The sequence below is a fragment of the Arthrobacter sp. NPDC080073 genome, assembly GCF_040686575.1.
Lineage (GTDB): Bacteria > Actinomycetota > Actinomycetes > Actinomycetales > Micrococcaceae > Arthrobacter.
In genome coordinates this window covers 23,450-45,887 of the sequence record NZ_JBFBKR010000018.1, presented here as the reverse complement: position 1 = coordinate 45,887, position 22,438 = coordinate 23,450, and the positions used below count along the sequence as shown (strand labels likewise).

Sequence of the window (22,438 nt, the reverse complement as noted above, 5' to 3'; positions counted from 1 at the left end):
CTAGGCGGGAGTGGCGACGACGGCGACGCCTCCGGCAGTAAGGTTTAGCGTACCTCCGGTGGCGGTTCCGCTCAGGAGCTCGACGCCGTCGAGGGGCACCTCCACGTCCTGCGCGCTGTGGTTGATGACGAAGGTCCAGTCCTTGGTGCCGTTGCTCCTGCGGACGATTTCCACGTCTTCCGGAGGCTGAACGCCCAGGACCGGCTCCACCCCGGCGTCCGTGCAGAGGAGCTGGACCAGTTCGGCCAGTCCCGCGCGGCCCAGACTCGTGGCCACGTAGTAGGCGGCACCGCGTCCGGCGGATCCCGCCCGGCGGGTCACTGCTGGCGAGCCGTCGACGCCGGAGCCCGCGCTGCCGGTGCCTGCGCCGCCGTCGAACGTGGCCAGGACCTCCGCCCCGGTCGCCTTACCCAGCTCGCTCCAGACTGTGCCGGAGCCGAATCGGCTCAAGCCCACGGCATCGCCGGAACGCAGGGGGAAGAATTCCTCCATGCTCACGCCGAGCAGTTCGGAGAATGCCCCGGGATAACCGCCTCCGTTGACCGGGTCCATGCGGATGTGGTCGTTTTCGTCGACGATTCCGGAGAAATAGGTGATCACCAGGGTTCCGCCGGCTTCGACATATTCGTGGAGCCTTGCCGCGCCTTCATCCGTGACCAGATAGAGCATGGGTGCGATCACCAGCTTGTAGCCGGAAAGGTCATCGGTGCTTTGCCGGATGTCCGTGGTGATGCCTGCCCGGTAGAGGGCATCGTGCCAGCGGCGTGTCTCCGGGAGGTTCCGTGCGTCCTGGCTGGGGTGCGAGTCCAGTTCGGTGCCCCAGCGGGCGTCGGTGTCGTGGATGATGCAGGCTTTGGCCTGGACCGTGGAGCCGGACACCTCCGAAATGCTCCCGAGCGCCCGGCCGAGCTCCACCACTTCGCGCCACACCTTGCTGTCGCGACCGGCGTGGGGGACCAGCCCGGAGTGGTATTTTTCGGCCCCGGCACGGGAGGCCCGCCATTGGAAGAACAACACGCCATCGGTTCCGCGGGCCACATGCTGCAGGGAGTTGCGCAGCATTTCGCCCGGCGCCTTCGCCACGTTTCGGGGTTGCCAGTTGACTGCCGAGGTGGAGTGTTCCATCAGGAGCCATGGCTTGCCCTGCGCCCAGCCGCGGGTGAGGTCCGCCGTCATGGCCAGATCCTGGAAGTTCCGCTCGTCGGCGGCAATCAGATAGTGGTCATTGGACACGACATCCATGTGTCCGGACCAGCGCCAATAATCAACGGGGGCGTTCAGTCCCATGTTGAAACCCATGAAATTGGTGGTTACCGGGTGCTTCGAATGTGCCCTGATGATGTCTGCCTCTGCGTTGAAGCATTCAAGAAGGGCATCTGAGGAGAACCTCGCGAAATCCAGTTGCTGCGTGGGGTTCACCCACGTTCCGGAGCGGCGCGGCGGCAGGATCTCGGCCCAGTCGTAGTAATGCTGGGACCAGAAGGCCGTGCCCCAGGCCTCGTTGAGCGCATCCAGGCTCCCGTACCTGGACTGGAGCCATGCCTGGAAGCCACGCTCCGCGTGGGGGCCAAAGTCCGGTTGGTTGTGGCAGCCGTATTCGTTGTGGACATGCCACATAACGACGGCGGGGTGCCCCGCGTAGCGCTGCACGATCGCCGTCGTCAGGGCTGCTGCCGCCCGGCGATAGTCCGGCGAGCACGCCGCGAAGGCCTGACGCGAACCATAACTTTGCCGGACGCCGTCGGCATCCACCGGGAGTGAATCGGGGTACTTGCGGCTGAACCAGGGCGGGGGAGAAGCGCTCGCGTTCGCGAGATCCACACTGATGCCGTTGGTGTGGAGCAGGTCAAGGACCCTGTCCAGCCAGCCGAACTCGTACCGGCCTTCTTCGGGCTCCAGAAGGGCCCAACTGAAGATGCCGACGCTGACAAGGTTCACCCCGGCTTCCTTCATGAGGGCGACGTCGTGCTTCCAGACCTCTTCGGGCCATTGTTCGGGGTTGTAGTCGCCGCCGAAGGCGATCCGGCCGCCGAGCTTGTCGACGATGTAATCCATTGCCATGCGTTTTATCCTTTGCTGGAACCGAGCGTGAGGCCGGCCACGAATTGGCGCTGCAGCACGAGGTAGATGATCAGGGTGGGTATCACGGTGATGGTGGCGCCGGCCGCCAGCAGGTTGTAGTTGCTGAGGAACTCGCCCTGCAGGTTATTGATGGCAGTCGTGATCGGCAGCCGGTTACCGCTTTGGATAAAGAGAAGCGGCCAGAAGAAGTCGTTGTAGATGAAGATGACTTCCAGGGTTCCGAGCGCCGCGAGGGCGGGCCGGCACAGCGGCAAGATGATGTTCCAGTACTGCCGCCAGATCCCGGCACCGTCCACCAGCGCGGCCTCCGTCAGGTCGGACGAGAGGGCCTTCATGTAGTTGGAAAGCACGAAAGTGCAAAACCCGATCTGGAATGCCGTGTCCACGGCGATCACCGAGATGTAGGTGTTGAGCAGGTTGCCGGAATCGCTGAAGGAGTACGGCAGCGTGACATGCTTGAACATCTCGAACAACGGGGCGGCAAGGACCTGCGGGGGCAGGAGGTTGCCTGCCGTGAACATGATCAGGAGGGTGACGTTGAATTTCCAGCTCACCCTGGAAACGGCGAACGCCATCATCGAGGCAAAGAACAGGGTCAGGAGCACCGACGGAACAGTGATGATCACCGAGTTCAGGAGGTACTTCGAGAATCCGCCCTGGGTCCAGGCCTGGATGAAGTTGTCGAAATTGAAGGTGCCGCCAAGGCTGAAGTAGCCGAACTTGTCCGTATCCGCCTTGGGACGCAACGCTGTGAACAAGGACCAAACCAGCGGAATCAGCCACATGATTGCCATGACGGTCAGGAAGATATGGGTCCCGTAGTGGCGCTTGCCGGAGTTCCGGGCTGCGCCAGCGGCCGTTGTGCGCGGGATGGGGTTGGCGAGGGCGCTCATGCCTTGCTCTCCTTGCCGAAGGTGCGGACGAGGTAGAAAACGATGGGGATCAGCGAGATGACCAGGAGAATCACCGCGAGGGAAGAGCCGACCCCGATCACCTGGCCTTCCCCGATCAGGTTCTGGATCACCAGGGCGCTGATCAGTTCAAGGCCGTTTGTCCCTCGATTGATGACGTACACAATGTCGAAGGCACGTAGCGACTCGATGATCGTGATCACCACGATCACGATGTTCACGGGGCGCATTGCCGGGAAGACGATGCGGAAGAACGTCTGCGCCGCGTTGGCGCCGTCGATCGACGCCGCCTCCCTCAGCGAGGGGTCCACGCCCTTGAGCCCGGCCAAGTACAGGATCATGACGTAGCCCGCGTGACGCCAGGTAGCCGCAACCATGGCCGCCCAGATATTGACGTTGGAATCTCCAAACCAGTCCACGGCATGCGGTGTGCCCGCCGTGCCCAGGAGGTAGTTCAGAAGCCCGCTGTCCCGGTTGTAGAACAGCTGCCAGATGATGCCGATGAGGGCCAGCGACAACATGACGGGGGTGAAGAAAATGCTCTGGTAGATCTTGCTGCCGCGGATCTTCTGGTCCAGAAGTACGGCCAGCAGCAGGCCGAGGGGGGTTGCGATCAGGGCCAGGAAGACGAGCCACAGCACGTTGTGTTGAATGGCAGGCCAGAACGGGGGATAGTCCTGGACCACGAAGCGGTAGTTGTCCGTCCCTGCGGCCTTGATGTCCTTCAGGTCAAGGCCGTTCCAGCGCGTGAAGCTCAGTGCAACGGAGAAGAGCGTGGGCAGCCAGACCAGCACAAGTTGGATCAGCGTCGGCAGGCCCACCATGATCGCGAGGATGAATTTGTCGCGGCGGGTGAGGCGGCGGACCCTGCCTGCTTTGCCGGTCCGCCTGGCGGTGCCGGGCTGGCCCTTGCGGGCCGTGGTTCGCCCGGCAGCACCGGGCTCGCTGTCCGGTGCTGCCGGTTTCTCGGCGGTAGTACTCATGGGGATTCCTTCAGCTACTGGGCTGCGTAAAGGGTCTTGGCCTGCGCTTCAAGGTTCTTGACATCCACGGTGCCGTCCTTGATGAAGGACTGCAGCGCGGGGATCATCACGTTGTTGGCCATGGCAGGGAGGGCGTCCCGGTCAAGGAACTGGCTGATGTACTTGGCATTGGCGATGGTGTCCGCGCACTTCTTGTTCAGCGGGGTGAACTTCGACGTGTCGGCGCCCTTGACGGTGGCGATGTTGGAGCCGTCCACCGATGAGTAGGCGTTCTGGCCTTCGGCCGATCCCATGAACGCCAGGAAGTCGTGCGCTGCCTTGTTGTCGCCGCCCTTTTTGGAGAGGAGCAATCCGTCGATGGGGGCTTCGACGGCGTCGGTGCCTTCCACTGCGATTTCCGGGAACGGGAAGAAATCGATATCCGCCAGCACGGCAGGATCCGTGAACTGCTGGGTCACGAACGAACCCAGCAGGTACATCCCGGTCTTCTTGGCTTCGAGGGCCTTGGCAGCGTCCTGCCACGTCTGGCCGAGGGCATTGGGGTCCTGGAACGGGAGGAGGGCCTTCCAGGTGTCGAAGACGTCGCTGACCTTCTTCTGGTCCCAGCTTTCCTTGTGGGCGGTCAGGTCCACGTGGAATTGGTAGCCATTGAGGCGCATGTTGATGTAGTCGAAAGTGCCCATGGCCGGCCAGCCGTCCTTGTCGGCGAAGCCGATGGGGATGATGCCGTCGGCCTTCATCTTGGCGGCCAAGGTCTTCAGCTCATCGAAGGTCTTCGGGACTGCGTAGCCCTTTTCGGCCCAGAAGCTCTTCCGGTAGAAGAAGCCCCAAGGGTAGTTGTAGTTGGGGACCAGGTACATCTTGCCGTCCGGCCCGGTGGAGGCCTTCTTCATGGCGTCCGAGAAGTTGCTGCCGATCGTTGCCCACACGTCGTCCACGGGAGCCAGGAGGCCCTTGCCCGCGTAGTACTGCATGCGGTAGCCGGCGAACCACGTGAAGGCATCGTCCGGGCTGCCCTGGAGGTAGGAGTTGATCTTGTTCTGGAAGTCGTTGTGCGGGACGACATTGGTGGCCACCGTGATGCCGGTCTTCTTGGTGAAGGCATCGGTGACGGCTTTGTAGGCGGCCTTGGGAACGTCGTCCGAGGAACCCGAGCCGAAGGTCAGGCTGTTCGAGGTGGCTCCGGGAGCTGGCCCCGAGCCGCCGGTGCAGGCAGCCAGCAGCGGAATGCCGGCGAGCCCCGCAGCGCCGATACCGAGCGTTTTCAGGATGGTGCGGCGTCCAGGGCCGGCATTGTGGGCCGGCTGGATCGGGTCAAGATTCGCTGCCATGTTCTCTCCCTTGAAAGCGTGGTGCTTGTGAGGTTTCTCACGTAGAACTCGACTATAACCGCTCAAAAGAGAACATGAAAGCACTAAATATAACATTCTTGCGACGGAGGGTTTTAAGACAGAAGGGGCGGTCCTCCTTGGAGAGAACCGCCGCCTTAGCTTGCTGGCTTGAGGGGCTTTGCTTGGTTGGGGCAGAGCCTACTTTTTCAGGGACTGGGCGATCTGGGCCATGATGGTGGGGTCGGAGAGGGTGGTGGCGTCGCCGGGTTCGCGGCCTTCGGCGACGTCTTTGAGGAGGCGGCGCATGATTTTGCCGGAGCGGGTTTTGGGTAGTTCGGGGACGACGAGGATGTGCCGGGGTTTGGCGATGGGGCCGATTTCCTTGCCGACGTGGTTGCGGAGTTCGGCGATGGTGGTGTCGCCGTTGTTGGCGGTGTCCCCGCGCAGGATCACGAACGCGACGACGGCCTGGCCGGTGGTTTCGTCGGTGGCTCCGACGACGGCGGCCTCGGCCACCCAGGGGTGGGAGACGAGGGCGGATTCGATTTCGGTGGTGGAGAGCCGGTGCCCGGAGACGTTCATGACGTCATCGACCCGGCCCAGGAGCCAGATGTCGCCGTCTTCGTCTTTCTTGGCCCCGTCCCCGGCGAAGTACATGCCTTCGAAGCGGGACCAGTAGGTGTCCTTGAACCGTTCGGGGTCTCCCCAGATGCCGCGCAGCATCGCGGGCCAGGGTTCGCGGACCACGAGGTAGCCGCCGTGCCCGTCCGGGACGGAGGCCCCGGCTTCGTCCACGACGTCGATCGCGATGCCCGGCAGCGGGACCTGCGCGGAGCCGGGTTTGGTTGCGGTGACTCCGGGCAGGGGTGCGATCATCTGGGCGCCGGTTTCGGTCTGCCACCAGGTGTCCACGATGGGTGCGGGGTGTTCCTTCTTTTCGCCGTTGCTGCCGGCGTTGGCGCCGATGACGTCCCGGTACCACATCCAGGCTTCGGGGTTGATGGGTTCGCCCACCGAGCCCAGGACCCGGATCGAGGACAGGTCGTACCTGCCGGGGATGTCCTTGCCCCATTTCATGAAGGTCCGGATCGCGGTGGGGGCGGTGTAGAGGATGGAGACCTTGTACTTTTGAACGATTTCCCACCAGCGGCCCTGGTGCGGGGAGTCCGGGGTGCCTTCGTACATGACCTGGGTGGCGCCGTTGACCAGAGGCGCGTAGGCGACGTAGGAGTGGCCGGTGACCCAGCCGACGTCGGCGGTGCACCAGTACACGTCCGTGTCCGGGTGCAGGTCGAAGACCGCCTTGTGCGTGTACGCGGTCTGGGTCAGGTACCCGCCGGTGGTGTGCAGGATGCCCTTGGGCTTGCCCGTGGTCCCGGAGGTATAGAGGATGAAGAGCGGGTGTTCGGAATCATGGCCCACGGCGGTGTGCTCCGCCGACGCGGTGCCGACGGTGTCCTCCCACCACCGGTCCCGGCCCTGGTCCCAGTCCACGGGTTCGCCGTTGCGCCTGACCACGACTACCTTTTCGACGGTGTGCCCGGGGGCGGTCAGGGCCTGGTCCACGGCGGGCTTGAGCGGGCTGGGCTTGCCGCGCCGGTAGGTGCCGTCCGCGGTGACCACGAGCCTGGCCTGGGCGTCATCGATCCTGGAGCGCAGGGCGTCGGCGGAGAACCCGCCGAACACCACCGAGTGCACGGCCCCGATCCGGGCGCAGGCCAGCATCGTGATGACCGCTTCGGGGATCATGGGCAGGTACACGGCCACCCGGTCACCCTTCGCCACGCCGAGGGCTTCGAACGCGTTCGCGGCTTTCTTGACCTCCTCGGTGAGCTGGGCGTAGGTGTAGGTGCGGGTGTCGCCGGGTTCGCCTTCGAAGTGGATGGCCACCCGGTCCCCGATCCCGTTCTTCACGTGCCGGTCCAGGGCGTTGTACGCGGCGTTGACCTTGCCGCCGACGAACCATTTCGCGAACGGCGGCTCGGACCAGTCCAGCGCCTGGCCGAAGTCCGTGTCCCAGTCCAGCAGTTCCCGGGCCTGCTTCGCCCAGAACGCCGGACGGTCCGCGTCCGCTTCCGCATAGACCCCGGCGTCGACTACCGCGTCCGCGACGAAGTCTTCCGAGGGCGCGAACCTCCGGTCCTCATGGAGAAGATTCTCGAGGGCATCGCCGTTGCCTGGCCCGTCGGATCCGGGTGCAGCGGTGGCCATCGATCCATTGGCGTCCTGGGACATGTGAACCTCATCATTCATCGATCTCTGCCGCGCGGTCGTCCCGCAGCGAGGCCGCCCCGCGGCGCCAATCATGCACGGCGTTGGGCTGCGGCATCTCGCGGGATTCCGCAAAGAGCTTTTCCGGAACCCACCTTAGCGTTTTGAGCTGACAACAAGTGTCTACGGTCACAATCTGGACCGTGAGCGGCTGGTGATTCGCGCCGAACGGCGCCGAAGGCTCTTGGGCCGGCTCCCGACGCGGGGAATATTACGGAGCGGTTCCCTGCCTCTGCACCCGCGCCAACTAGTGGACTGTCAGACGGTTGGCATAGGCTGAAGAGGTCTCGAGACGCGAAAACTTGCCGCCCGGTCCGGCCCCGAAAGTACCGGGTGCAGCCTTGGGAGGCAGCGTCCGGAACACCGCCGTACTAAGGAGATTTGCACATGAACCAGACGAGCCTAGGTCCGAAGAACGGCGCACAGACGCCAGGATCGGCCCCCGAAGCAGCAGCTGGATCCGGGGCGCCAGAGCCCGGCAGCATGACCTCCCCGAAGTACCAAGCCGTGCTGGGTCCGTTCACTATCCGGGACGTGTCCGTTTTCGGTTCCACCTTGCTGATGTTTGTGGGGTCCCTCCTGCCGATGTTTGGCGGGCGCTACAATCTGTGGAACCTGGACAACCTTTTCTTCCTGGCGCTGGGCATCATTCTTCCCCTCGTTGTTGCCGCGTTGTTCGTTGCCCGGCGCATGCAGCCGGGGAACATTGTGAGAATCGGTTCCCTCTCGACTGACCAGTTCGCTTCGGTTGTGGCGTCGTTCGCCTTGACCCTTTTCTTCCTATCCGCGGCAGGCGCGTTTACCGTTTTCGTGCTTGTCGGACTTGTTGGCTCGGTAGGACTTCTGGCCTCGACGGTCCTGGCTCCCCACCTTCCGCTTCTCCGCGACGATTTCAAGGACAGGGCCGAACAGCCCGCGCACGTCGTGGCCCGGGAATCAGCCATTCCAACCCGCAAGCCTGCCGTGCCCAAGCCGGCCAAGCCTGCGCCGGCACCCGCCAGCCCGGCACCAGCCGCCACTGCACCTGCCGCGCCCGCACCTGCCGCGCCCGCACCTGCCGCTGCCGCGCCGGCCCCCGCCGCTGCGGCGCCGGCCCCTGCTGTACCCGCCGTTGTGCCTGCCGAGTCCGCAGAGGCTGCGGTCGCAGACGGCGGGCGGGACGCGCAGGCCCCCACACCCGAGGAGCCCAAGCACCTGCCTGCTGCCACCATGGCTACGCCAACCGTCGGCGGCCCGGACGCCGACGCCGGGCCCGCCACCCAGCACATCGGCACGGTCGATCAGTCCCGCGTGTACCAGACCATCGGCGCCACCGTCGATCCAGCCACCCGAAGGGACGAATCCGAGCCCGACTCCGGGTACGAGGCATTCTGGTTCGCCGTGGCCCATCCCCGCGTCGTTGTCGATGAGCACACAGGAATGCCCGCCTTCACCATCGAACCGGGCGCGTGGATCCTGGCCCTCGAAGACCGCGGCGAGGAATTCCTCGTGCAGGATACTGACGGCAAAGTGGGCGTCCTGCGCGATCTTAGCCACATCGAACGCGGCTAAACAGGCCGGCCGTGGACACCGTCGAAACCCCGCTGGCATTGAAGCGGCGTGCGCGCAAAATCAACAAGGCGCTTGCCGAGCTGTATCCCTACGCCCACGCTGAGCTTGATTTCCGGAACCCGTTCGAGCTGTTGGTGGCCACGGTGCTGTCCGCCCAGACCACGGATGTGCTGGTCAACCAGGTAACAAAGATCCTGTTCGCCCGCTATCCCGATGCCCGAAGCATGGCTGAAGCCGAGATTGCGGAGCTGGAGGCGATCCTGCAGCCCACCGGTTTCTTCCGGGCCAAGGCGAAGAATGTCCTGGCGCTCAGCACACGCTTAGTGGACGAGTTCGACGGCGAGGTCCCCGGCCGGCTCGAAGATCTGGTGACGCTTCCCGGCGTCGGGCGCAAAACGGCAAATGTGGTGCTGGGCAACGCTTTCGGCGTCCCGGGAATCACTGTTGACACGCATTTTGCCAGGTTGGCACGCAGGTTTGGCTGGACGACGTCCGAGGACCCGGTGAAGATCGAGTTCGACGTCGCGGAGCTGTTCGAGCCCAAGGACTGGACCATGCTGTCCCACCGAGTGGTTTTCCACGGCCGCAGGGTTTGCCATGCGCGCCGGCCCGCGTGCGGAGCGTGCGCGCTGGCAACCTGGTGCCCGAGTTATGGCGAAGGCGAAAAGGATCCCGTCAAAGCGGCCAAGTTGCTCAAATACGAACTGGCGCCGGGCAACGAAGCACTTCTCGCAAAGCTGCTCGCCGAGACCCACCGCGCGGCCGAAATTCGGATGGAATCACAGAGGAGGCCGGCATGACCGCGCTCGAGGACCTCGTCAGTCTTATCACCAGGATTGATTCCGGCCTGCATCCGGGCCCTGATCCGCGGATTGACGCTGCAACTGTGGATCCGGACAAGGCGCGTAAAGCGGCCGTGCTCATGCTCTTCGGCGTCTTGGACGACGTCCCCGCCCAATCCGGGAAACCGGTGGCCCCGGCGGATTTGGACGTTTTGCTTCTGGAACGCGCCCACACCCTGGACGACCATCCGGGGCAGGTGGCGTTCCCCGGTGGCAGCATCGATCCCGGGGATGAGTCAGCAGTGGCGGCAGCCCTCAGGGAAGCAGTGGAGGAAACCGGCCTGGACAGCGGAGGCGTGCAGGTGCTGGGTGTCATGCCGGAACTTGGCCTGATCCGCAGCAACTTTGTGGTCACACCGGTCCTCGCGTGGTGGGCGTCGCCCTCGCCTGTGAGGGTGGTGGACTACGCCGAATCCGCGCAAGTGTTCCGGGTTCCCGTGCGTGACCTCCTTGATCCCGACAACCGTTACACCGGGACGCTCACACGGCTCGGCCGGACCTTCTCGAGCCCCGTCTTCAAAGTCAATGGACTCGTGATCTGGGGTTTCACCGGGATGGTGCTCAGCGGCCTGTTCGACGCGCTGGGATGGACTGTTCCCTGGGATGCGGAGCGCCTGCTCGAGATAGAGATTTAGCCTCGCCCTACGCTGCGTGCGGGGCCGTTTTTGAAAGATCCACGACCATGCCCGTGGCGGCATTTTCCCGCACGGCGGTGATGCCGGCCGACACGGCCTTCAGCTGTTTGAACTGCGGAGACTCCGCTACCAGCGTTCCGTCGGCTGTCACCAGCCGGAATCGGTAGCCGTCTTCGCCGTCTTTGAGAATTTCGAATCGTCCAGCCATCGTTGCTGTTCCCCCTTGTTTACTGCCCGCACAGTGAATGCGTCTTTGCACTGTGGCGTCCCTCACTTCGAACACCATAAGGCGAGACTATCCAGAAGGAAGGGAGTGCTGAAGTTACTTTGGGGTATATTACTTGCCCGGGTCATGCCAGCTTCGTTTCCGCCGTATGACTCGCTTTCGGCCCCGTTGGGGGCTATGGTTCCGGACTTCAAAAGACCAATGCACGCCTCGGAGCCGGAACTGGATATTCGGCAATCGCCATCCGGAACTCTTCCTCCGCGTTGAGCCGCCGGCGGACTTCCATCGACTCCAGCCTTTGGACATCTTCCGCGTCAATGCCGGGGTTTTTCGCCAGTTCCCTGATCCATTCGCCGGCCACGACGGCATCATGTTGCTCGCCCAACAGCCGCTGCAGGCCGATGGCCGGCTGGATCACACCGGAGGCGTGATGGCTGAAGGCGTCCGCGACCGCCTCCACCGAGTAGCGGAGGCACTTGACGTCTTTGCGTGCCTGGTGGAGCGCCGCGTTGCGCACCTCCGGGTCGCTGCTGCCCGCTTGCTCCGCGAGGCTCCGCTGCAAGCGCTCCCACCGTGCCTGGAGGCGCTCCGCAAGCTCCGCCGTCGGGTGCTTGTATTCCCTTGCGGCAGGGACTTCCAAGAGCGCGGACCTTGCAGCACGCACCGTGCGCCTGCCGCGCTTGTGCCCGCCAAGGGAAGCGGCCAGCCGGGCGCTGGACGCTTCCAGTTCCTCCACGGCCAGGCGCACGGCCTCGGGGCTTTTCCAGGAATTCTTTGTGTCGAGGGATAGCCGGATCCTCTGCGCCAGGACGTAGGCGTCCCTGGACTCACCGAGTGAAGTTGCGAGCCAGCCGACTTCCTCGCGGGCCTGCCGGGGGAGTTTCGGGATCATGCCGCGGTAGCAGCTGAGGACTGAACGGAGCCGGCGAAGGGCAAGCCTGGCATTGTGTACGGCTTCCGGATCGGCTGTTGCGATCAGCGGCAATTGTCCTTCCAACTCCGTCAGCTGGAAGGCGATGTATGCGGCCAGCGGGGCCTGGCCTTTGTGTCCCACGGGGCAATCGTCCTCTGCTGTTACGCCCGGGGCAATAGCGCCTCTTACTTCGCTTTGTCGTAAGAATCGACGACGGCGACGCTCACCGGAAATTCCACCGGAACCCGCCCGAACAACAGTTCCTTGGCGGCGGCCGCGGCCTCTTCGATGGCGGTGATGCATGCTTCTACCGACTCGTCAGGCGCGTGGACCATGACTTCGTCGTGCAGGAAGAACACGAGTTCCCCGGCAGGCAGGCCGTCGGCACGCGCGGTGCGCAGCCGCCGCCGAAGTTCGGCAAGCCAGCATGACGCCCAGTCCGCAGCGGAACCTTGTACTACAAAGTTCCGCGTGAAACGGCCCCGCGAGCGCGCGATGCTGTCCGCGCGCCGCTGCTCTTCCGCCGTCGTGGATTGCTGGCTGCGGATCCAGCGTTCCGACGGCGGCGGGCTGCTGCGGCCCAACCTTGAGGTCACGGTGCGGCCGCCTTCGCCGTCGCGGGCTGCCTGTTCGACGAAGCCGACTGCCCGGGGATAAGTGCGGGTGAGCTGAGGCATGAGGCGCCCGGATTCGCCCGTGGTGGCACCGTAGATCGCGCCGAGCAGGGCGATCTTGGCCTTCGAGCGGTCGCCCCCGAAGCCCTGCGCGGCGATGCCGGCGTACAAGTCCTTGCCGCGCGCGGCCTCGGCCATCTTCGAGTCCTGCGCGAGCGCCACCAGGACCCGGGGCTCGAGCTGGGAGGCATCTGCGACGATCAATTTGTGTCCCGGGTCGGCATGCACCGCTCCGCGGATCTGGCGGGGGATCTGCAATGCACCGCCGCCCCTGGAGGCCCAACGGCCGGAAACCACGCCCCCCACGACGTACTCGGGGCGGAAGCGACCGCCGTTGACCCACGCGTCCAGCCACGACCAGCCGTTGGCAGCGAACAAGCGGGAAAGCTTCTTGTATTCCAGTAGCGGCCCGATGGCCGGGTGCTTGGATTCCTTGAGTTCCCACTGGCGGGTGGTCTTTACTTCGATGCCGTTCCGGTGCAGGGCACGCATGAGGTCCTGGGGTGAATCCGGATTCAGCTTCGGAGAGTGCAGAATCCCGCGAAGCTCGTTGCAGAGCGCCTGAAGCCTGGCTGGCCGGTGGCCGGCAGGGGGCCGGGGACCCAGGTGGCCTTCCAGGATTTCTTCGTGCAACGTCTCCTGCCAGGGCACACCCGTGAACCGCATTTCGGCGGCAATCATTGCACCGGCGGATTCCGCTGCGAGCAGCAGCTTCAGGCGGTGCTGCCGGCCTTCTTCCCTGGAGGCCTGGCCGAGCGCGTGTTGCTGGGCCGCGAACTCGGCCCGGATCTCGTTCAGGCTCGGCTGGGTACTGCGCGGGACCAAGTCGTCGAACAGCGCGTCCTGCTCGGCGGGCGGAGGCGGAGGTTGCAGGACCCGCGGCGCAACCGGCATTTCGTCGTCTTGCGTGAGTTTTTCCGCGCTGCGGGCGTAGTCGGTGTGCGCCGTGAACTCGGAATGGACCAGAATGGCGCGGCAGAGCGTGAGGTCATGGCACCGCTCCAGTTCCACTCCGGCCCGGAGCATCGCAGGGTACCAATCCTGGGTCCGGTTCCAGACCCAGCGCGGGCGGCTCTTCTCCAACATGCTGACGACGCCGGCGAGATCGGCCTTTCGCACGACGCGCGGCTCCGCCACGGCTGCTCCGGCGGCATCGCTTTCCTGAATGGCTGCGCCGTCTGGATGGGCGGCGAGCAGCAGGTACATGCTGACAATTCTGCCCTGTGAATCCGTGGAACCTTGCACTTTGCGGACTGCTGCCGTCCGCGATTCAGAGTCGTCCCCCACAGGGGTTGTTGTGAGTGCTTATCCACATACGCCGATCGGGGCCTTCAATGCCCGTGGCGAAACGCAGAGAGTGGCTTCATGAGCGGGCAACATCTCGAGCGGAACCACAACAGCGGCGGAAGCGGGGCCGGGCCCAACGGCGCGCGGGGCTCGACGGCGCTTCAACGTGGCCGTCCGCGGCCCGGAGAGCCGTGGCTTCCTGCCAGTTCCGGGGAAGTCCTCTTGGTGACGGGAAACGTCAGGTTACGAGCTGAAACAGAAAGGATCGCGGCCGCTGTCGGCGTCGGTCTCCGGACAGTCGTCGATTCGTCCGCTGCCTTGCCTATTTGGGACACCGCTGGGATGGTGCTTCTCGGCAGCGATGTCCGCGAACTTCCGCCCCGTCGTCGTGCACCTTCCGTCTTGCTGGGCCTCAACGGTGAAGGGGACTCTTTGTGGCAACTGGGAGCTGCGCTGGGGGCCGAGCGCGTGGCTGTCTTGCCGGAAGCTGCAGGCTGGCTGGCGGAGCACCTCGGTAGGTCCCATGACCCGGACCCTGGCGGACTCGTGCTCGGGGTGACAGGAGGATGCGGCGGTGCCGGCGCGTCCACGGCTGCGGTCTGGCTGGCCCAGGAAGCGGCCGTCCACGGAGTCCGGACGCTCCTGGTTGATGGGGATCCCCGGGGAGGGGGCCTCGAGCTTTGCCTGGCCGCTGAAGATGCGCCGGGACTGCGCTGGCCCGATCTTGCAGGTGCCAGCGGCAGCATCGGCACCGGGCAGCTAAGCGACTCACTTCCCACAGCCGGAGGATTCTCCTTCTTGTCTTGGCCGGGCAGCCGCGAGCGCTCGCCGGAAGTGGAGCCCGGGGCCGTCGCTGCTGTCCTTGACGCGGCGAGGCGGGGATTTGAACTAGTCATTGTCGACATCGGCCGCGGAACAGAATCGCTTGGCAGCTTCGCCTGGGACTGCAACAGGATCCTTCTCGTGGCACCGGCCCAACTCCGGGCAGCAGTCGCGGCAGCCAAGCTTCTGCAGGAGTTGCCGCCCGTGGACACTGCCCTGGTGATCCGGGGGAATGCCGGTACGGCCCTGGACGCACCGCTCATCGCCGAATCTCTGGGACTGCCTCTCCACGGCGTGCTCCCCGAACTCCGCGGCACGGCCGCGGCAGCTGAGCTCGGACGCCTTCTGGAATCCGGCAAGCGCAAGGCCGTGCGCCGCTTTGCGGAGTCTGTCCTTCAACTACTCGACGACGGCGAAGCATGAGTGCCTCAGCATTCCCCAGAGGCGAGCGCCGACGCAATACCCGGCCCGTGGACGCCGCGCTCCTTGAAACCGTGCGGGAAACCGTCATGGCCGACGCCGGACCCGTCACTCCGTCGCGCGTGGCAGCGGCCGTCCACGCGACGGGCAGGCTGCTCGGAACCTCGGGGGCGCTTGCCGCCGTCGAATCGATCAGCGCAGAACTAAGCGGACTTGGGCCCCTCCAACAGCTCGCACGCGATGCCGCAGTGACGGACATCTTCGTGAATGGCCCCGACTCGGTGTGGTTTGACCGCGGCAAGGGCCTGGAACGGGCCCAGCTGCATTTCGACGGCGAATCGCAGATCCGTGCCTTGGCCTCCCGGCTTGTGGCGGCCGGTGGGCGTCGCTTGGACGACAGTTCGCCGTGCGTCGATGTCCGTCTCGACGGCGGATACCGGGTGCACGCGGTACTGCCTCCGATTTCCACTGCCGGAACCTTGCTTTCCGTGCGGATTCGGCGCGAGGAGGTTTTCTCGATGGACGAGTTGCGTGCTGGAGGCATGTTCGGGGCGCCGGTCCAGCAGGTGCTGCAGGCCATGGTTGACCGCCGGCTGAGTTTCCTGATCAGCGGGGCCACCGGTTCCGGGAAGACCACCTTGCTGTCCACAATGCTCGGCTTGAGCAGCCCGCATGATCGGCTCGTCCTCATTGAAGACGCTTCGGAATTGAACCCGGTGCACCCTCACGTGGTTTCCCTTGAGTCCAGGCACGGGAACCTCGAAGGCGGTGGCGCACTCGACCTTGGCGAACTCGTTCGGCAGGCGCTGCGGATGCGGCCGGACCGGTTGATCGTGGGCGAGTGCCGCGGTGCCGAAGTCCGAGAGCTGTTGACGGCACTCAATACGGGCCATACGGGCGGCGGCGGAACTATCCACGCCAACACTGCCTCCGCGGTCCCGGCCAGGCTCGTGGCCTTGGGCGCGCTTGCAGGCTTGAGCCGGGAAGCCGTTGGACTGCAGCTTTCAACGGCATTGGACGCAGTGGTCCACGTCGAACGGACGCCCGCCGGAAGGAGAGTGTGCTGCATTGGATTGTTGGCGGAGGACGCGTCCTCCCACTCGATCGTTCCTGCCGTCGAACTGCGGGCGGGTGCCGCCGTTGCCGGGCCCGCCTGGAAGGAGCTCGCAGCTCGCCTTGAGCTGGACCCCGGGCTCCTGCTTGCGCCCCCGGGCCCGGTTTCCCGATCAGATCACCTTGGGGCGGTCGCGTGAGCGGATTCCTCATTCTCGTCCTGGCGGCCGCTGCCTGGGTGACCTTCCAACCGTCCCGGGGATCTGGCAAGCGGATAGTGCGCGCTTTGCCTGGTGCCCCTTCGGCCGGGCCTGTGGTGGTGGCTGGGGCCGTGGCGCGCATGCCGCGGAGGGGCTCTCGCGCGGACGCATTGCCGCTCACGGTACTCGTACAGCAGTTGGCCGCTCTCCTTCGGGGAGGCCGTTCGACGTCAAGGCTCTGGGAGGAACTCTGGATGGTGCATGGAGCCAGGGATCGCCGCAATGGTCCGGGCGACGCGGGGTTCCCCAAGGCGCGGGGAAATGCCCCGGGATTGCCCGAGCCGTCGTCTGGGTCCCTGCAAGTTCTCGCGGCCGCGCGGGCGGCATCGATGATGGGGAGCTCGGTCGCCGAAGCCATCAGAGTGTCGTCAGCAAAGGATCTCCAGGGCCGGGATTCCGTGGAACACCGGATCTGGGGAGAACTTGCCGCTTGCCTGGACGTCGCGGAGGCGAGTGGTTGTCCCTTGGCCGACGTGCTGAGCCGATTCGCCGCCCAGCTTGAGGCCGAGGACGACGCCGGTGATGCGCGGCAAACTGCCTTGGCCGGCCCGAAGGCGACTGTGCGCCTTCTGACCTGGCTGCCGGTGTTGGGCCTGGGGCTGGGCATGATGCTTGGCGTGGATCCGTTGGGGGTCCTGCTGGCAAACGGCGTCGGATGGGCCGCGCTCGCGGCCGGGTGCGTCCTGACCGTCACGGGCAGAATCTGGTCATCTCGGTTGGTGAATGCCGCGGTGGGCGTTGACTGATGGGCCCGGCCTCCCCGCCATCGCGGTGTCCCTGGCGTTGATCTTCGCCGCAATTCTAGGGCTCGCGTATCAGGGAAGAACCCGGCGGCGCATAGCCTTGCGAATGCTTTGCGGTTCACCCGGGCGCAGCGGCCCGCAGAACAACGCTCGCAGGGGCGAGGCGGCCGGCACTTTCCGGAATCCCGAGGGGCAGGAAGGCTTGCACGATGTGCCCATGATCCTTGAGCTGGTGGCTGCCATGCTCGACTCAGGGGCGGGACTCGGACGGTCCCTCGAGTTGATCGCCGGATGCGCGTCCCCGCAGCTCAGCCGCTCACTGCGAACCGTGGTTGCAGCCCTCGGCATCGGAATGGACTGGGAGACGGCATGGCGGAGTTCGGGCCAGAAGTGCACTGAAGCGCGCAAGCTCAAGGATGCGCTCGCCTTCGCTGCCCTGACCGGCGCGCCGTCCTCGGCAATCCTTTATGCCCAGGCAGCACGCATGCGGCGTGAACAGTTCAGGATGGCGGAGAAGCGCGCTGCCGCTCTCGGAGTGAAACTCGTGATTCCGCTGGGTCTGTGTTCCTTGCCTGCCTTCATCTGTTTTGGTGTCGTCCCGGTTCTTTTGGCAATGCTTCCGTCCGGGGGATAGCCGGCAATCCCGCCCGAGTTTCCCTCCACACGAACCGTCAGAGGCGAGTTTTCCACTTAGGAGACCTGGGGACTTTCGGAGCCTGGATACCGACGGAAGAGTCGAGGTACAGCCGCCGGCCGAGTCGGCACGAAGAAAGGACCTGAAGTGAACGCAACCGTGGATACTGCACATACCGCCCTGTCCCTCGCCCAGGCAGTTCCTCCTCGGCGGGAGGCCGAGGTCATTGAACTGTTCCCGGGTTCGCCGGGAAGCGAGCCTGTCAGGCTGCCAATCCAGCCGCATTCCAGACCTGAAACAGGCCGTGCGCGGTCCAGCGACGATTCTGCGGCTCCGAAACGGTCGAAGAAGCGGCTCATGGGGTCCGAGCTGGGGATGGCAACGGCCGAGTATGCCATTGCCACTCTTGCCGCCGTGGGCTTCGCCGGACTCCTGGTGGTCATTCTTCGCAGCGAGGAAGTACGTGGCTTCCTCCTCGGCCTCATTCGCAGCGCACTCTCCCTGCCATGACACAGCACCGGGGTTCAAATCGCGGTGCGGAGCGTTCGATGAGTCAACCGGCATCGGCAGGGCGGCTCACGGAGAAGCAAGCAGGTTCGGCTGCCGGCGTTGTGCGGCGGTGGCCTCCTTCGATCAGACGGCCTCCTCCGACAGAGAAGCTGGATGGCCCGCAGGGGGACCGTCGGCGAGATGCTCTCCCTGAGAGAGACCGCGGTGCTGTGACTGCGGAATTCGCCGTGGCACTACCCGCTGTCCTGCTTCTTTTGGCCTTGCTTCTGGCAGCATCGGCCGCGGGAATTACGCAGCTTCGCTTGGAAGAGGCGGCCAGGGCAGGAGCCCGGGCCCTCGCCCGCGGAGATGGCCACGCGGCGGTAGACGGAATCGTTCGAAGACTGGCAGGCGATGCCGCCTCGGCCGTCGTTTCCGAAGACGGCGAATGGATCAACGTCACAGTCTCCTCCCGGGTCGCCGGTCCGTTGGGCTCTCTCATTCCGTGGCGGCTTTCGGCGACGGCATCTGCAAGGGGAGAGGCCCCGCAGTCGTCGGCGGCCACTGTGCGCCTCCTCACGGGCGGAGACGGAGTTGTCGACTTCAACGAGGCTATGCCGTCCCTCGGGCTCCAGGCCGCTGTTGAAGAGGTCGCGGCGTGAGGGCTGATGGCGCCCGCGCCGGTGATGGATGTGGCGCGGTGGAGCGCGGCTCGGGAACCATCCTGGCCGTTGCCGTGGGCCTTGTTGTCATGATCTGCATGGCGGCGGCGTTGACCCTGGCACAGGCCATGGCGATGGCCCACCGTGCAGCATCCGCCGCCGATCTCGCTGCCCTCGCCGGAGCCGACGCGGCACGCGGCCTGACAACCGGGGATCCTTGCGTGGTCGCCAGCGCAACAGCCGCGCGGCACGGAGCTTCGTTGTCGGCGTGCACTGTGGGCAAAGGCGGGATTGTCGAGATCCGCACTGAGCTGGACCGCGGCGCAGTCTTCGGGACCGCAACCGGCCGCTCTCGGGCCGGACCGCCGCCCTAGGAGACTGCCGAACAACGCATATTTCAGCAGCGTCCTAGGTCGCGTCCCGCAGGAGCACGTCGATCAGGGTGACCGCGGCGTCCTTGTCCAGCGGATTGTTCTTGTTGCCGCATTTGGGGGACTGGACGCAGGAAGGGCAGCCGGTGTCACACTCGCACGCTTTGATGGCGTCCCTTGTGGCGGTCAACCACACTTTGGCTTTCTCAAAGCCGCGCTCGGCAAATCCGGCGCCGCCTGGATGGCCGTCATACACAAAAATCGTGGGAACTCCGGTGTCGGCATGGAGCGCTGTTGAGACTCCGCCGATATCCCAACGGTCACTTGAAGCGACCAGCGGAAGAAGCCCGATGGCGGCGTGCTCGGCGGCGTGAAGAGCGCCCGGGAACTGGGCCTCGACAAGTCCTGCGCCAGTCAGCGAACGGTTGTGAACCACAAACCATACCGCTTTGGTGAAGAGATCCCTGGCCCCGAGTTCCAGCGGTTCTTCCCCCAAAACCTCATTGGAAATCAGTGCCTTACGTTGGAAGGAGACCACCTGTGTTGTTACCTTCACTTCGCCGAAGTGGACCGCGATATCCCCCCATTCCATGGTCCGGAGAGTCTGCAGGACCTCGATCTGGGTCACGTCCCGTGCTGTGGTGTAGTAGTCCGGGTTGGTTCGGCGAACCACCACGCAGTGGTCTTCTTCGTTCAGTTCCTCGACCAAGTAACTGTCGCCTTGGTGCACATAGATCGCGCCTGTGTGTGCCTGATAGTGCGTCTGTGGCGAGTCCATGGTGCCTAACAGGGAGCCGGTCTCGGAGTCCACGATGCTTACCGGGCCGCCGCCATCTGCGCGGAGGTTCACCATGGCCGCGGCGCTCTCGGGATGGGTCCAGAACCAGCCCGCGGGCCGTTTCCTCAGGTACCCCTGTTCCACCAGCTGATTCAGCAGGGACTCGGACGTTGGCCCGAACATGTCAAGTTCGGCCACGCCGATCGGGAGCTCGGCCGCTGCGGCGCACAGATGGGGGCCGAGCACGTAGGGGTTTCCGGGGTCGAAGACGGTGGCCTCGACTGAGACATCAAAGATTGCCTCCGGATGGTTGACGAGGTACGTGTCCAAGGGGTCGTCGCTGGCTACGAATGCGGCAATGGCGTCTTGGCCTGCGCGGCCGGCCCGTCCGATCTGTTGGAACAGGGACGCCCTCGTCCCGGGCCAGCCGGCTACCAGGACCGCATCGAGCCCCGAAATATCGATACCCAATTCCAATGCGGACGTGCTCGAGACGCCAAGCAGCTCACCGGAACGCAGGGCCCTTTCCAAAGCCCGTCTCTCTTCGGGGAGATAGCCGGAGCGGTACGCAGCAATCCGCTGGGGCAGGCTGGGGTCCACCTCATCGAGGAGGCGCTTGGTGATGGAGGAAATTGTTTCTGCGCCGCGCCTGGATTTGATGAAGGCGATGGTCCGCACACGGGAGGACACCAGATTGGCCAGCAAGTCTGCGGTCTCGGCCACGGCTGTCCTGCGGGATTTTGCCCCGTTTTCGCCCTTCAGCTCGGTCAGGGCAGGCTCCCAAAAAGCCACCGTGGTGGAGCCATGCGGTGAACAGTCCTCGGAAACTTCCCGGACGGGGGTGCCGATGAGCCGGGCAAAGGATGTGCCGGGGTCTGACGCTGTCGCCGACGCCGCGATGAATACCGGTTCAGGAAAGGAGGTGCCGGCACCGTAGTAGGCGCAGATCCGCCGGAGCCTGCGCATGAGGTTGGCGACGTGGGACCCGAACACCCCGCGGTAGCTGTGAGCCTCGTCCACGATGACGTACCGCAGCCTGCGGAAAAAGCGGGCCCACCATGTGTGGTTGGGCAGGATCCCGAAGTGCAGCATGTCGGGATTGGCGAGGATGAAGTTGGCGTGATCGCGGATCCAGCGGCGCTGGGACTGCTCGGTGTCGCCGTCGTACGTTTCCGCCCGGACCGTTGGCAGCCTGAGTGCGCGGATCGCTGCCAGCTGGTCGGCGGCAAGCGCCTTGGTGGGGGAGAGGTACAGGGTGACGGCACCGTCGTCGTGGATCTTGCCCGGTTCGGACAGCACCCGCAGCTCCGAACGATGGATCGCGTCGAGGGCAGGCAGCTGATAGGCAAGTGACTTGCCGGAGGCGGTCCCCGTTGCAATAACGACGTTGTGGCCCGAGTGGGCGAGCTCGGCTGCTTCGATCTGGTGCCGGTACGGTTCGTGGATGCCCAAGGCCCCGTAGGCAGCAACCACATCGGGATGGGCCCAGCCCGGCCATGACTCATGGACGGCCTGGCGTGCCGGAATAGTGCGGACATGTCGCAACTGCTCCGGGTCTGGGCTCCGGCCCAGAAGGGAGATCATCGATTCAGTTGCCTTCACTTGAACATTCTGTCATCGCGCCGGGAGCCGACGGTTGTCGGTACAGCCGCGGACTTGTTACCGGACCCGCTGCGGACCCGCTGCCGGCAGCTTCCGGCGCCGCAGGCCCAGCTACGCGACCGACAGGTCAGTCTCGTCCACCCGTTTGGTGGACATCATAAGTACCTGGCACACGTGCTTCCAGCCAAGGTGGGAGTAGAGATGTTGTCCGTCCAAGGAAGCCAGGAGGAGGCCGCTTTCAACATCGTGTTGAAATGCCTGCGCGGCGAGGGCTTTCATGATGAAACTTCCCAGTCCCCGGCGCTGGTAGTTGGGCTCGGTGACGATCTTGTCGAAGACCGCCGTCTGCCTGACCACGAAGACCTGACCGCTGGCCGCCACCTTTTCACCGGCATGGACCACCGCGTAATGGACCCCTTTGCTTTCGGAAGTCGTGAGCTTGAGGTCGTCATCCGAGAGCCACGGATCTTCCGCATCCTGCGTCCCCATGTCCACGATCATCATGGTCTGGGAATCCGAAGTGACGTACAGTCCGTTCTCGCGAGCCAACTGGGTGTAGCGCGCGACGTCGTTGGTGAGGATCGTCAGGATACGGGTGTCCGCCTGGGCGGTCTTGGCTGCCAGTTCGGCGAATTCAGCATTCGACGGGTCGTGCGCAAAGAATTCCCAGTCGCCGGTTTTGTCCGCACGCAGGGCTGCCGGGAAGCGGCCTTCCTTGCGCGTTTCGTAGCTTCGGGACCCGGACCAGCCAGCCACCCAGACTTCGAGCAGCTCAGCGATGTCTTCAACCAAGGCGTCGTGACTCATGTAGAGAGACTATGCCAGCGGTCTGGTAATCAACAGGGGCCGTCAGTAACAGCTCCATTAACACTTAGGGCAGCCCGATGACAGCCCGACA

At 64.8% G+C, this 22,438-nt stretch carries 21 protein-coding genes; 10 read left to right on the top strand and 11 right to left on the bottom strand.

Features of this window, described 5'->3' with window-relative positions:
• From AB0O52_RS18070 to AB0O52_RS18045, 6 genes are all read right to left on the bottom strand, one after another.
• Entirely contained in the window at positions 1-2,061 is a 2,061-nt protein-coding gene (locus tag AB0O52_RS18070) for a beta-galactosidase (protein ID WP_364540370.1), read from the bottom strand.
• Positions 2,062-2,066: 5 nt separating this feature from the next.
• The gene (locus AB0O52_RS18065) at positions 2,067-2,975 is read right to left on the bottom strand and encodes a carbohydrate ABC transporter permease (RefSeq protein WP_364540368.1); all 909 of its coding nucleotides are present in this window, start codon (positions 2,973-2,975) and stop codon (positions 2,067-2,069) included.
• Positions 2,972-3,976 (bottom strand): sugar ABC transporter permease, encoded by a 1,005-nt coding sequence (locus AB0O52_RS18060; protein WP_364540365.1) that lies wholly within the window; start codon positions 3,974-3,976, stop codon positions 2,972-2,974. Before AB0O52_RS18060 ends, AB0O52_RS18065 begins: the two co-directional genes overlap by 4 nt.
• 14 nt (positions 3,977-3,990) lie before the next feature.
• Positions 3,991-5,307 carry an ABC transporter substrate-binding protein gene (locus AB0O52_RS18055; protein WP_364540363.1) on the bottom strand — a complete coding sequence of 439 codons (1,317 nt, stop codon included), beginning with the start codon at positions 5,305-5,307 and terminating at the stop codon, positions 3,991-3,993.
• A gap of 198 nt (positions 5,308-5,505) precedes the next feature.
• On the bottom strand, positions 5,506-7,542 hold the full coding sequence (gene acs / locus AB0O52_RS18050; RefSeq protein ID WP_364540360.1) for an acetate--CoA ligase: 2,037 nt from the start codon (positions 7,540-7,542) through the stop codon (positions 5,506-5,508).
• Positions 7,543-7,552: 10 nt separating this feature from the next.
• Entirely contained in the window at positions 7,553-7,711 is a 159-nt protein-coding gene (locus AB0O52_RS18045) for a hypothetical protein (protein ID WP_364540357.1), read from the bottom strand.
• A gap of 254 nt (positions 7,712-7,965) precedes the next feature.
• Here AB0O52_RS18045 and AB0O52_RS18040 point away from each other — a divergent pair, with 254 nt between their 5' ends.
• The 3 genes from AB0O52_RS18040 to AB0O52_RS18030 are packed head-to-tail and all read left to right on the top strand — an operon-like array spanning position 7,966 to position 10,606.
• Positions 7,966-9,129 carry a hypothetical protein gene (locus AB0O52_RS18040; protein ID WP_364540354.1) on the top strand — a complete coding sequence of 388 codons (1,164 nt, stop codon included), beginning with the start codon at positions 7,966-7,968 and terminating at the stop codon, positions 9,127-9,129.
• 11 nt (positions 9,130-9,140) lie between these two features.
• Complete coding sequence (gene nth, locus AB0O52_RS18035; RefSeq protein ID WP_364540351.1) at positions 9,141-9,929, top strand: endonuclease III; 789 nt, start codon at positions 9,141-9,143, stop codon at positions 9,927-9,929.
• A complete protein-coding gene (locus AB0O52_RS18030) occupies positions 9,926-10,606 on the top strand; it encodes a CoA pyrophosphatase (RefSeq protein ID WP_364540348.1) in 681 nt (226 codons plus the stop codon). Before nth ends, AB0O52_RS18030 begins: the two co-directional genes overlap by 4 nt.
• Positions 10,607-10,613: 7 nt before the next feature.
• On the opposite strand, the gene AB0O52_RS18025 is transcribed toward AB0O52_RS18030, so the two are convergent.
• From AB0O52_RS18025 to AB0O52_RS18015, 3 genes are all read right to left on the bottom strand, one after another.
• Positions 10,614-10,814 carry a DUF1508 domain-containing protein gene (locus AB0O52_RS18025; protein ID WP_364540345.1) on the bottom strand — a complete coding sequence of 67 codons (201 nt, stop codon included), beginning with the start codon at positions 10,812-10,814 and terminating at the stop codon, positions 10,614-10,616.
• 208 nt (positions 10,815-11,022) lie between these two features.
• Positions 11,023-11,886: a CHAD domain-containing protein gene (locus AB0O52_RS18020; protein ID WP_364540342.1), complete on the bottom strand. Its 864-nt coding sequence runs from the start codon at positions 11,884-11,886 to the stop codon at positions 11,023-11,025.
• Positions 11,887-11,930: 44 nt separating this feature from the next.
• Complete coding sequence (locus tag AB0O52_RS18015; RefSeq protein WP_364540340.1) at positions 11,931-13,625, bottom strand: bifunctional 3'-5' exonuclease/DNA polymerase; 1,695 nt, start codon at positions 13,623-13,625, stop codon at positions 11,931-11,933.
• 159 nt (positions 13,626-13,784) lie between these two features.
• Between AB0O52_RS18015 and ssd the strand changes: the two genes are divergently transcribed.
• From ssd to AB0O52_RS17980, 7 genes are all read left to right on the top strand, one after another.
• Entirely contained in the window at positions 13,785-14,951 is a 1,167-nt protein-coding gene (gene ssd / locus AB0O52_RS18010) for a septum site-determining protein Ssd (protein ID WP_364540338.1), read from the top strand.
• On the top strand, positions 14,948-16,201 hold the full coding sequence (locus AB0O52_RS18005) for a TadA family conjugal transfer-associated ATPase (RefSeq protein WP_364540334.1): 1,254 nt from the start codon (positions 14,948-14,950) through the stop codon (positions 16,199-16,201). The genes ssd and AB0O52_RS18005 overlap by 4 nt, the downstream gene beginning before the upstream one ends.
• On the top strand, positions 16,198-17,007 hold the full coding sequence (locus AB0O52_RS18000) for a hypothetical protein (protein WP_364540331.1): 810 nt from the start codon (positions 16,198-16,200) through the stop codon (positions 17,005-17,007). Before AB0O52_RS18005 ends, AB0O52_RS18000 begins: the two co-directional genes overlap by 4 nt.
• 214 nt (positions 17,008-17,221) lie before the next feature.
• Positions 17,222-17,638 (top strand): type II secretion system F family protein, encoded by a 417-nt coding sequence (locus tag AB0O52_RS17995; protein WP_364540328.1) that lies wholly within the window; start codon positions 17,222-17,224, stop codon positions 17,636-17,638.
• A gap of 147 nt (positions 17,639-17,785) precedes the next feature.
• The gene (locus AB0O52_RS17990; RefSeq protein ID WP_364540325.1) at positions 17,786-18,148 is read left to right on the top strand and encodes a DUF4244 domain-containing protein; all 363 of its coding nucleotides are present in this window, start codon (positions 17,786-17,788) and stop codon (positions 18,146-18,148) included.
• 149 nt (positions 18,149-18,297) lie between these two features.
• The gene (locus tag AB0O52_RS17985) at positions 18,298-18,789 is read left to right on the top strand and encodes a TadE family type IV pilus minor pilin (RefSeq protein WP_364540456.1); all 492 of its coding nucleotides are present in this window, start codon (positions 18,298-18,300) and stop codon (positions 18,787-18,789) included.
• Positions 18,786-19,163, top strand: coding sequence for an Rv3654c family TadE-like protein (locus tag AB0O52_RS17980; protein ID WP_364540322.1), 378 nt, complete (start codon positions 18,786-18,788; stop codon positions 19,161-19,163). Before AB0O52_RS17985 ends, AB0O52_RS17980 begins: the two co-directional genes overlap by 4 nt.
• A gap of 34 nt (positions 19,164-19,197) precedes the next feature.
• Here AB0O52_RS17980 and AB0O52_RS17975 read toward each other — a convergent pair whose 3' ends face one another.
• Both AB0O52_RS17975 and AB0O52_RS17970 read right to left on the bottom strand, forming a co-directional pair.
• Positions 19,198-21,540: a DEAD/DEAH box helicase gene (locus AB0O52_RS17975; protein ID WP_364540319.1), complete on the bottom strand. Its 2,343-nt coding sequence runs from the start codon at positions 21,538-21,540 to the stop codon at positions 19,198-19,200.
• Positions 21,541-21,651: 111 nt separating this feature from the next.
• Positions 21,652-22,347: a GNAT family N-acetyltransferase gene (locus tag AB0O52_RS17970; RefSeq protein WP_364540317.1), complete on the bottom strand. Its 696-nt coding sequence runs from the start codon at positions 22,345-22,347 to the stop codon at positions 21,652-21,654.
• Positions 22,348-22,438 lie beyond the last annotated feature (91 nt).

Coding starts and splice junctions, on each gene's coding strand:
- ssd (WP_364540338.1), top strand. CDS start 13,785: ATGAGCGGGCAACATCTCGAGCGGAACCACAACAGCGGCGGAAGCGGG.
- AB0O52_RS18015 (WP_364540340.1), bottom strand. CDS start 13,625: ATGTACCTGCTGCTCGCCGCCCATCCAGACGGCGCAGCCATTCAGGAA.
- AB0O52_RS17970 (WP_364540317.1), bottom strand. CDS start 22,347: ATGAGTCACGACGCCTTGGTTGAAGACATCGCTGAGCTGCTCGAAGTC.
- AB0O52_RS18060 (WP_364540365.1), bottom strand. CDS start 3,976: ATGAGTACTACCGCCGAGAAACCGGCAGCACCGGACAGCGAGCCCGGT.
- AB0O52_RS18025 (WP_364540345.1), bottom strand. CDS start 10,814: ATGGCTGGACGATTCGAAATTCTCAAAGACGGCGAAGACGGCTACCGA.
- AB0O52_RS17995 (WP_364540328.1), top strand. CDS start 17,222: ATGATCCTTGAGCTGGTGGCTGCCATGCTCGACTCAGGGGCGGGACTC.
- AB0O52_RS18040 (WP_364540354.1), top strand. CDS start 7,966: ATGAACCAGACGAGCCTAGGTCCGAAGAACGGCGCACAGACGCCAGGA.
- AB0O52_RS18065 (WP_364540368.1), bottom strand. CDS start 2,975: ATGAGCGCCCTCGCCAACCCCATCCCGCGCACAACGGCCGCTGGCGCA.
- acs (WP_364540360.1), bottom strand. CDS start 7,542: ATGTCCCAGGACGCCAATGGATCGATGGCCACCGCTGCACCCGGATCC.
- AB0O52_RS18005 (WP_364540334.1), top strand. CDS start 14,948: ATGAGTGCCTCAGCATTCCCCAGAGGCGAGCGCCGACGCAATACCCGG.
- AB0O52_RS18030 (WP_364540348.1), top strand. CDS start 9,926: ATGACCGCGCTCGAGGACCTCGTCAGTCTTATCACCAGGATTGATTCC.
- AB0O52_RS18070 (WP_364540370.1), bottom strand. CDS start 2,061: ATGGCAATGGATTACATCGTCGACAAGCTCGGCGGCCGGATCGCCTTC.
- AB0O52_RS18055 (WP_364540363.1), bottom strand. CDS start 5,307: ATGGCAGCGAATCTTGACCCGATCCAGCCGGCCCACAATGCCGGCCCT.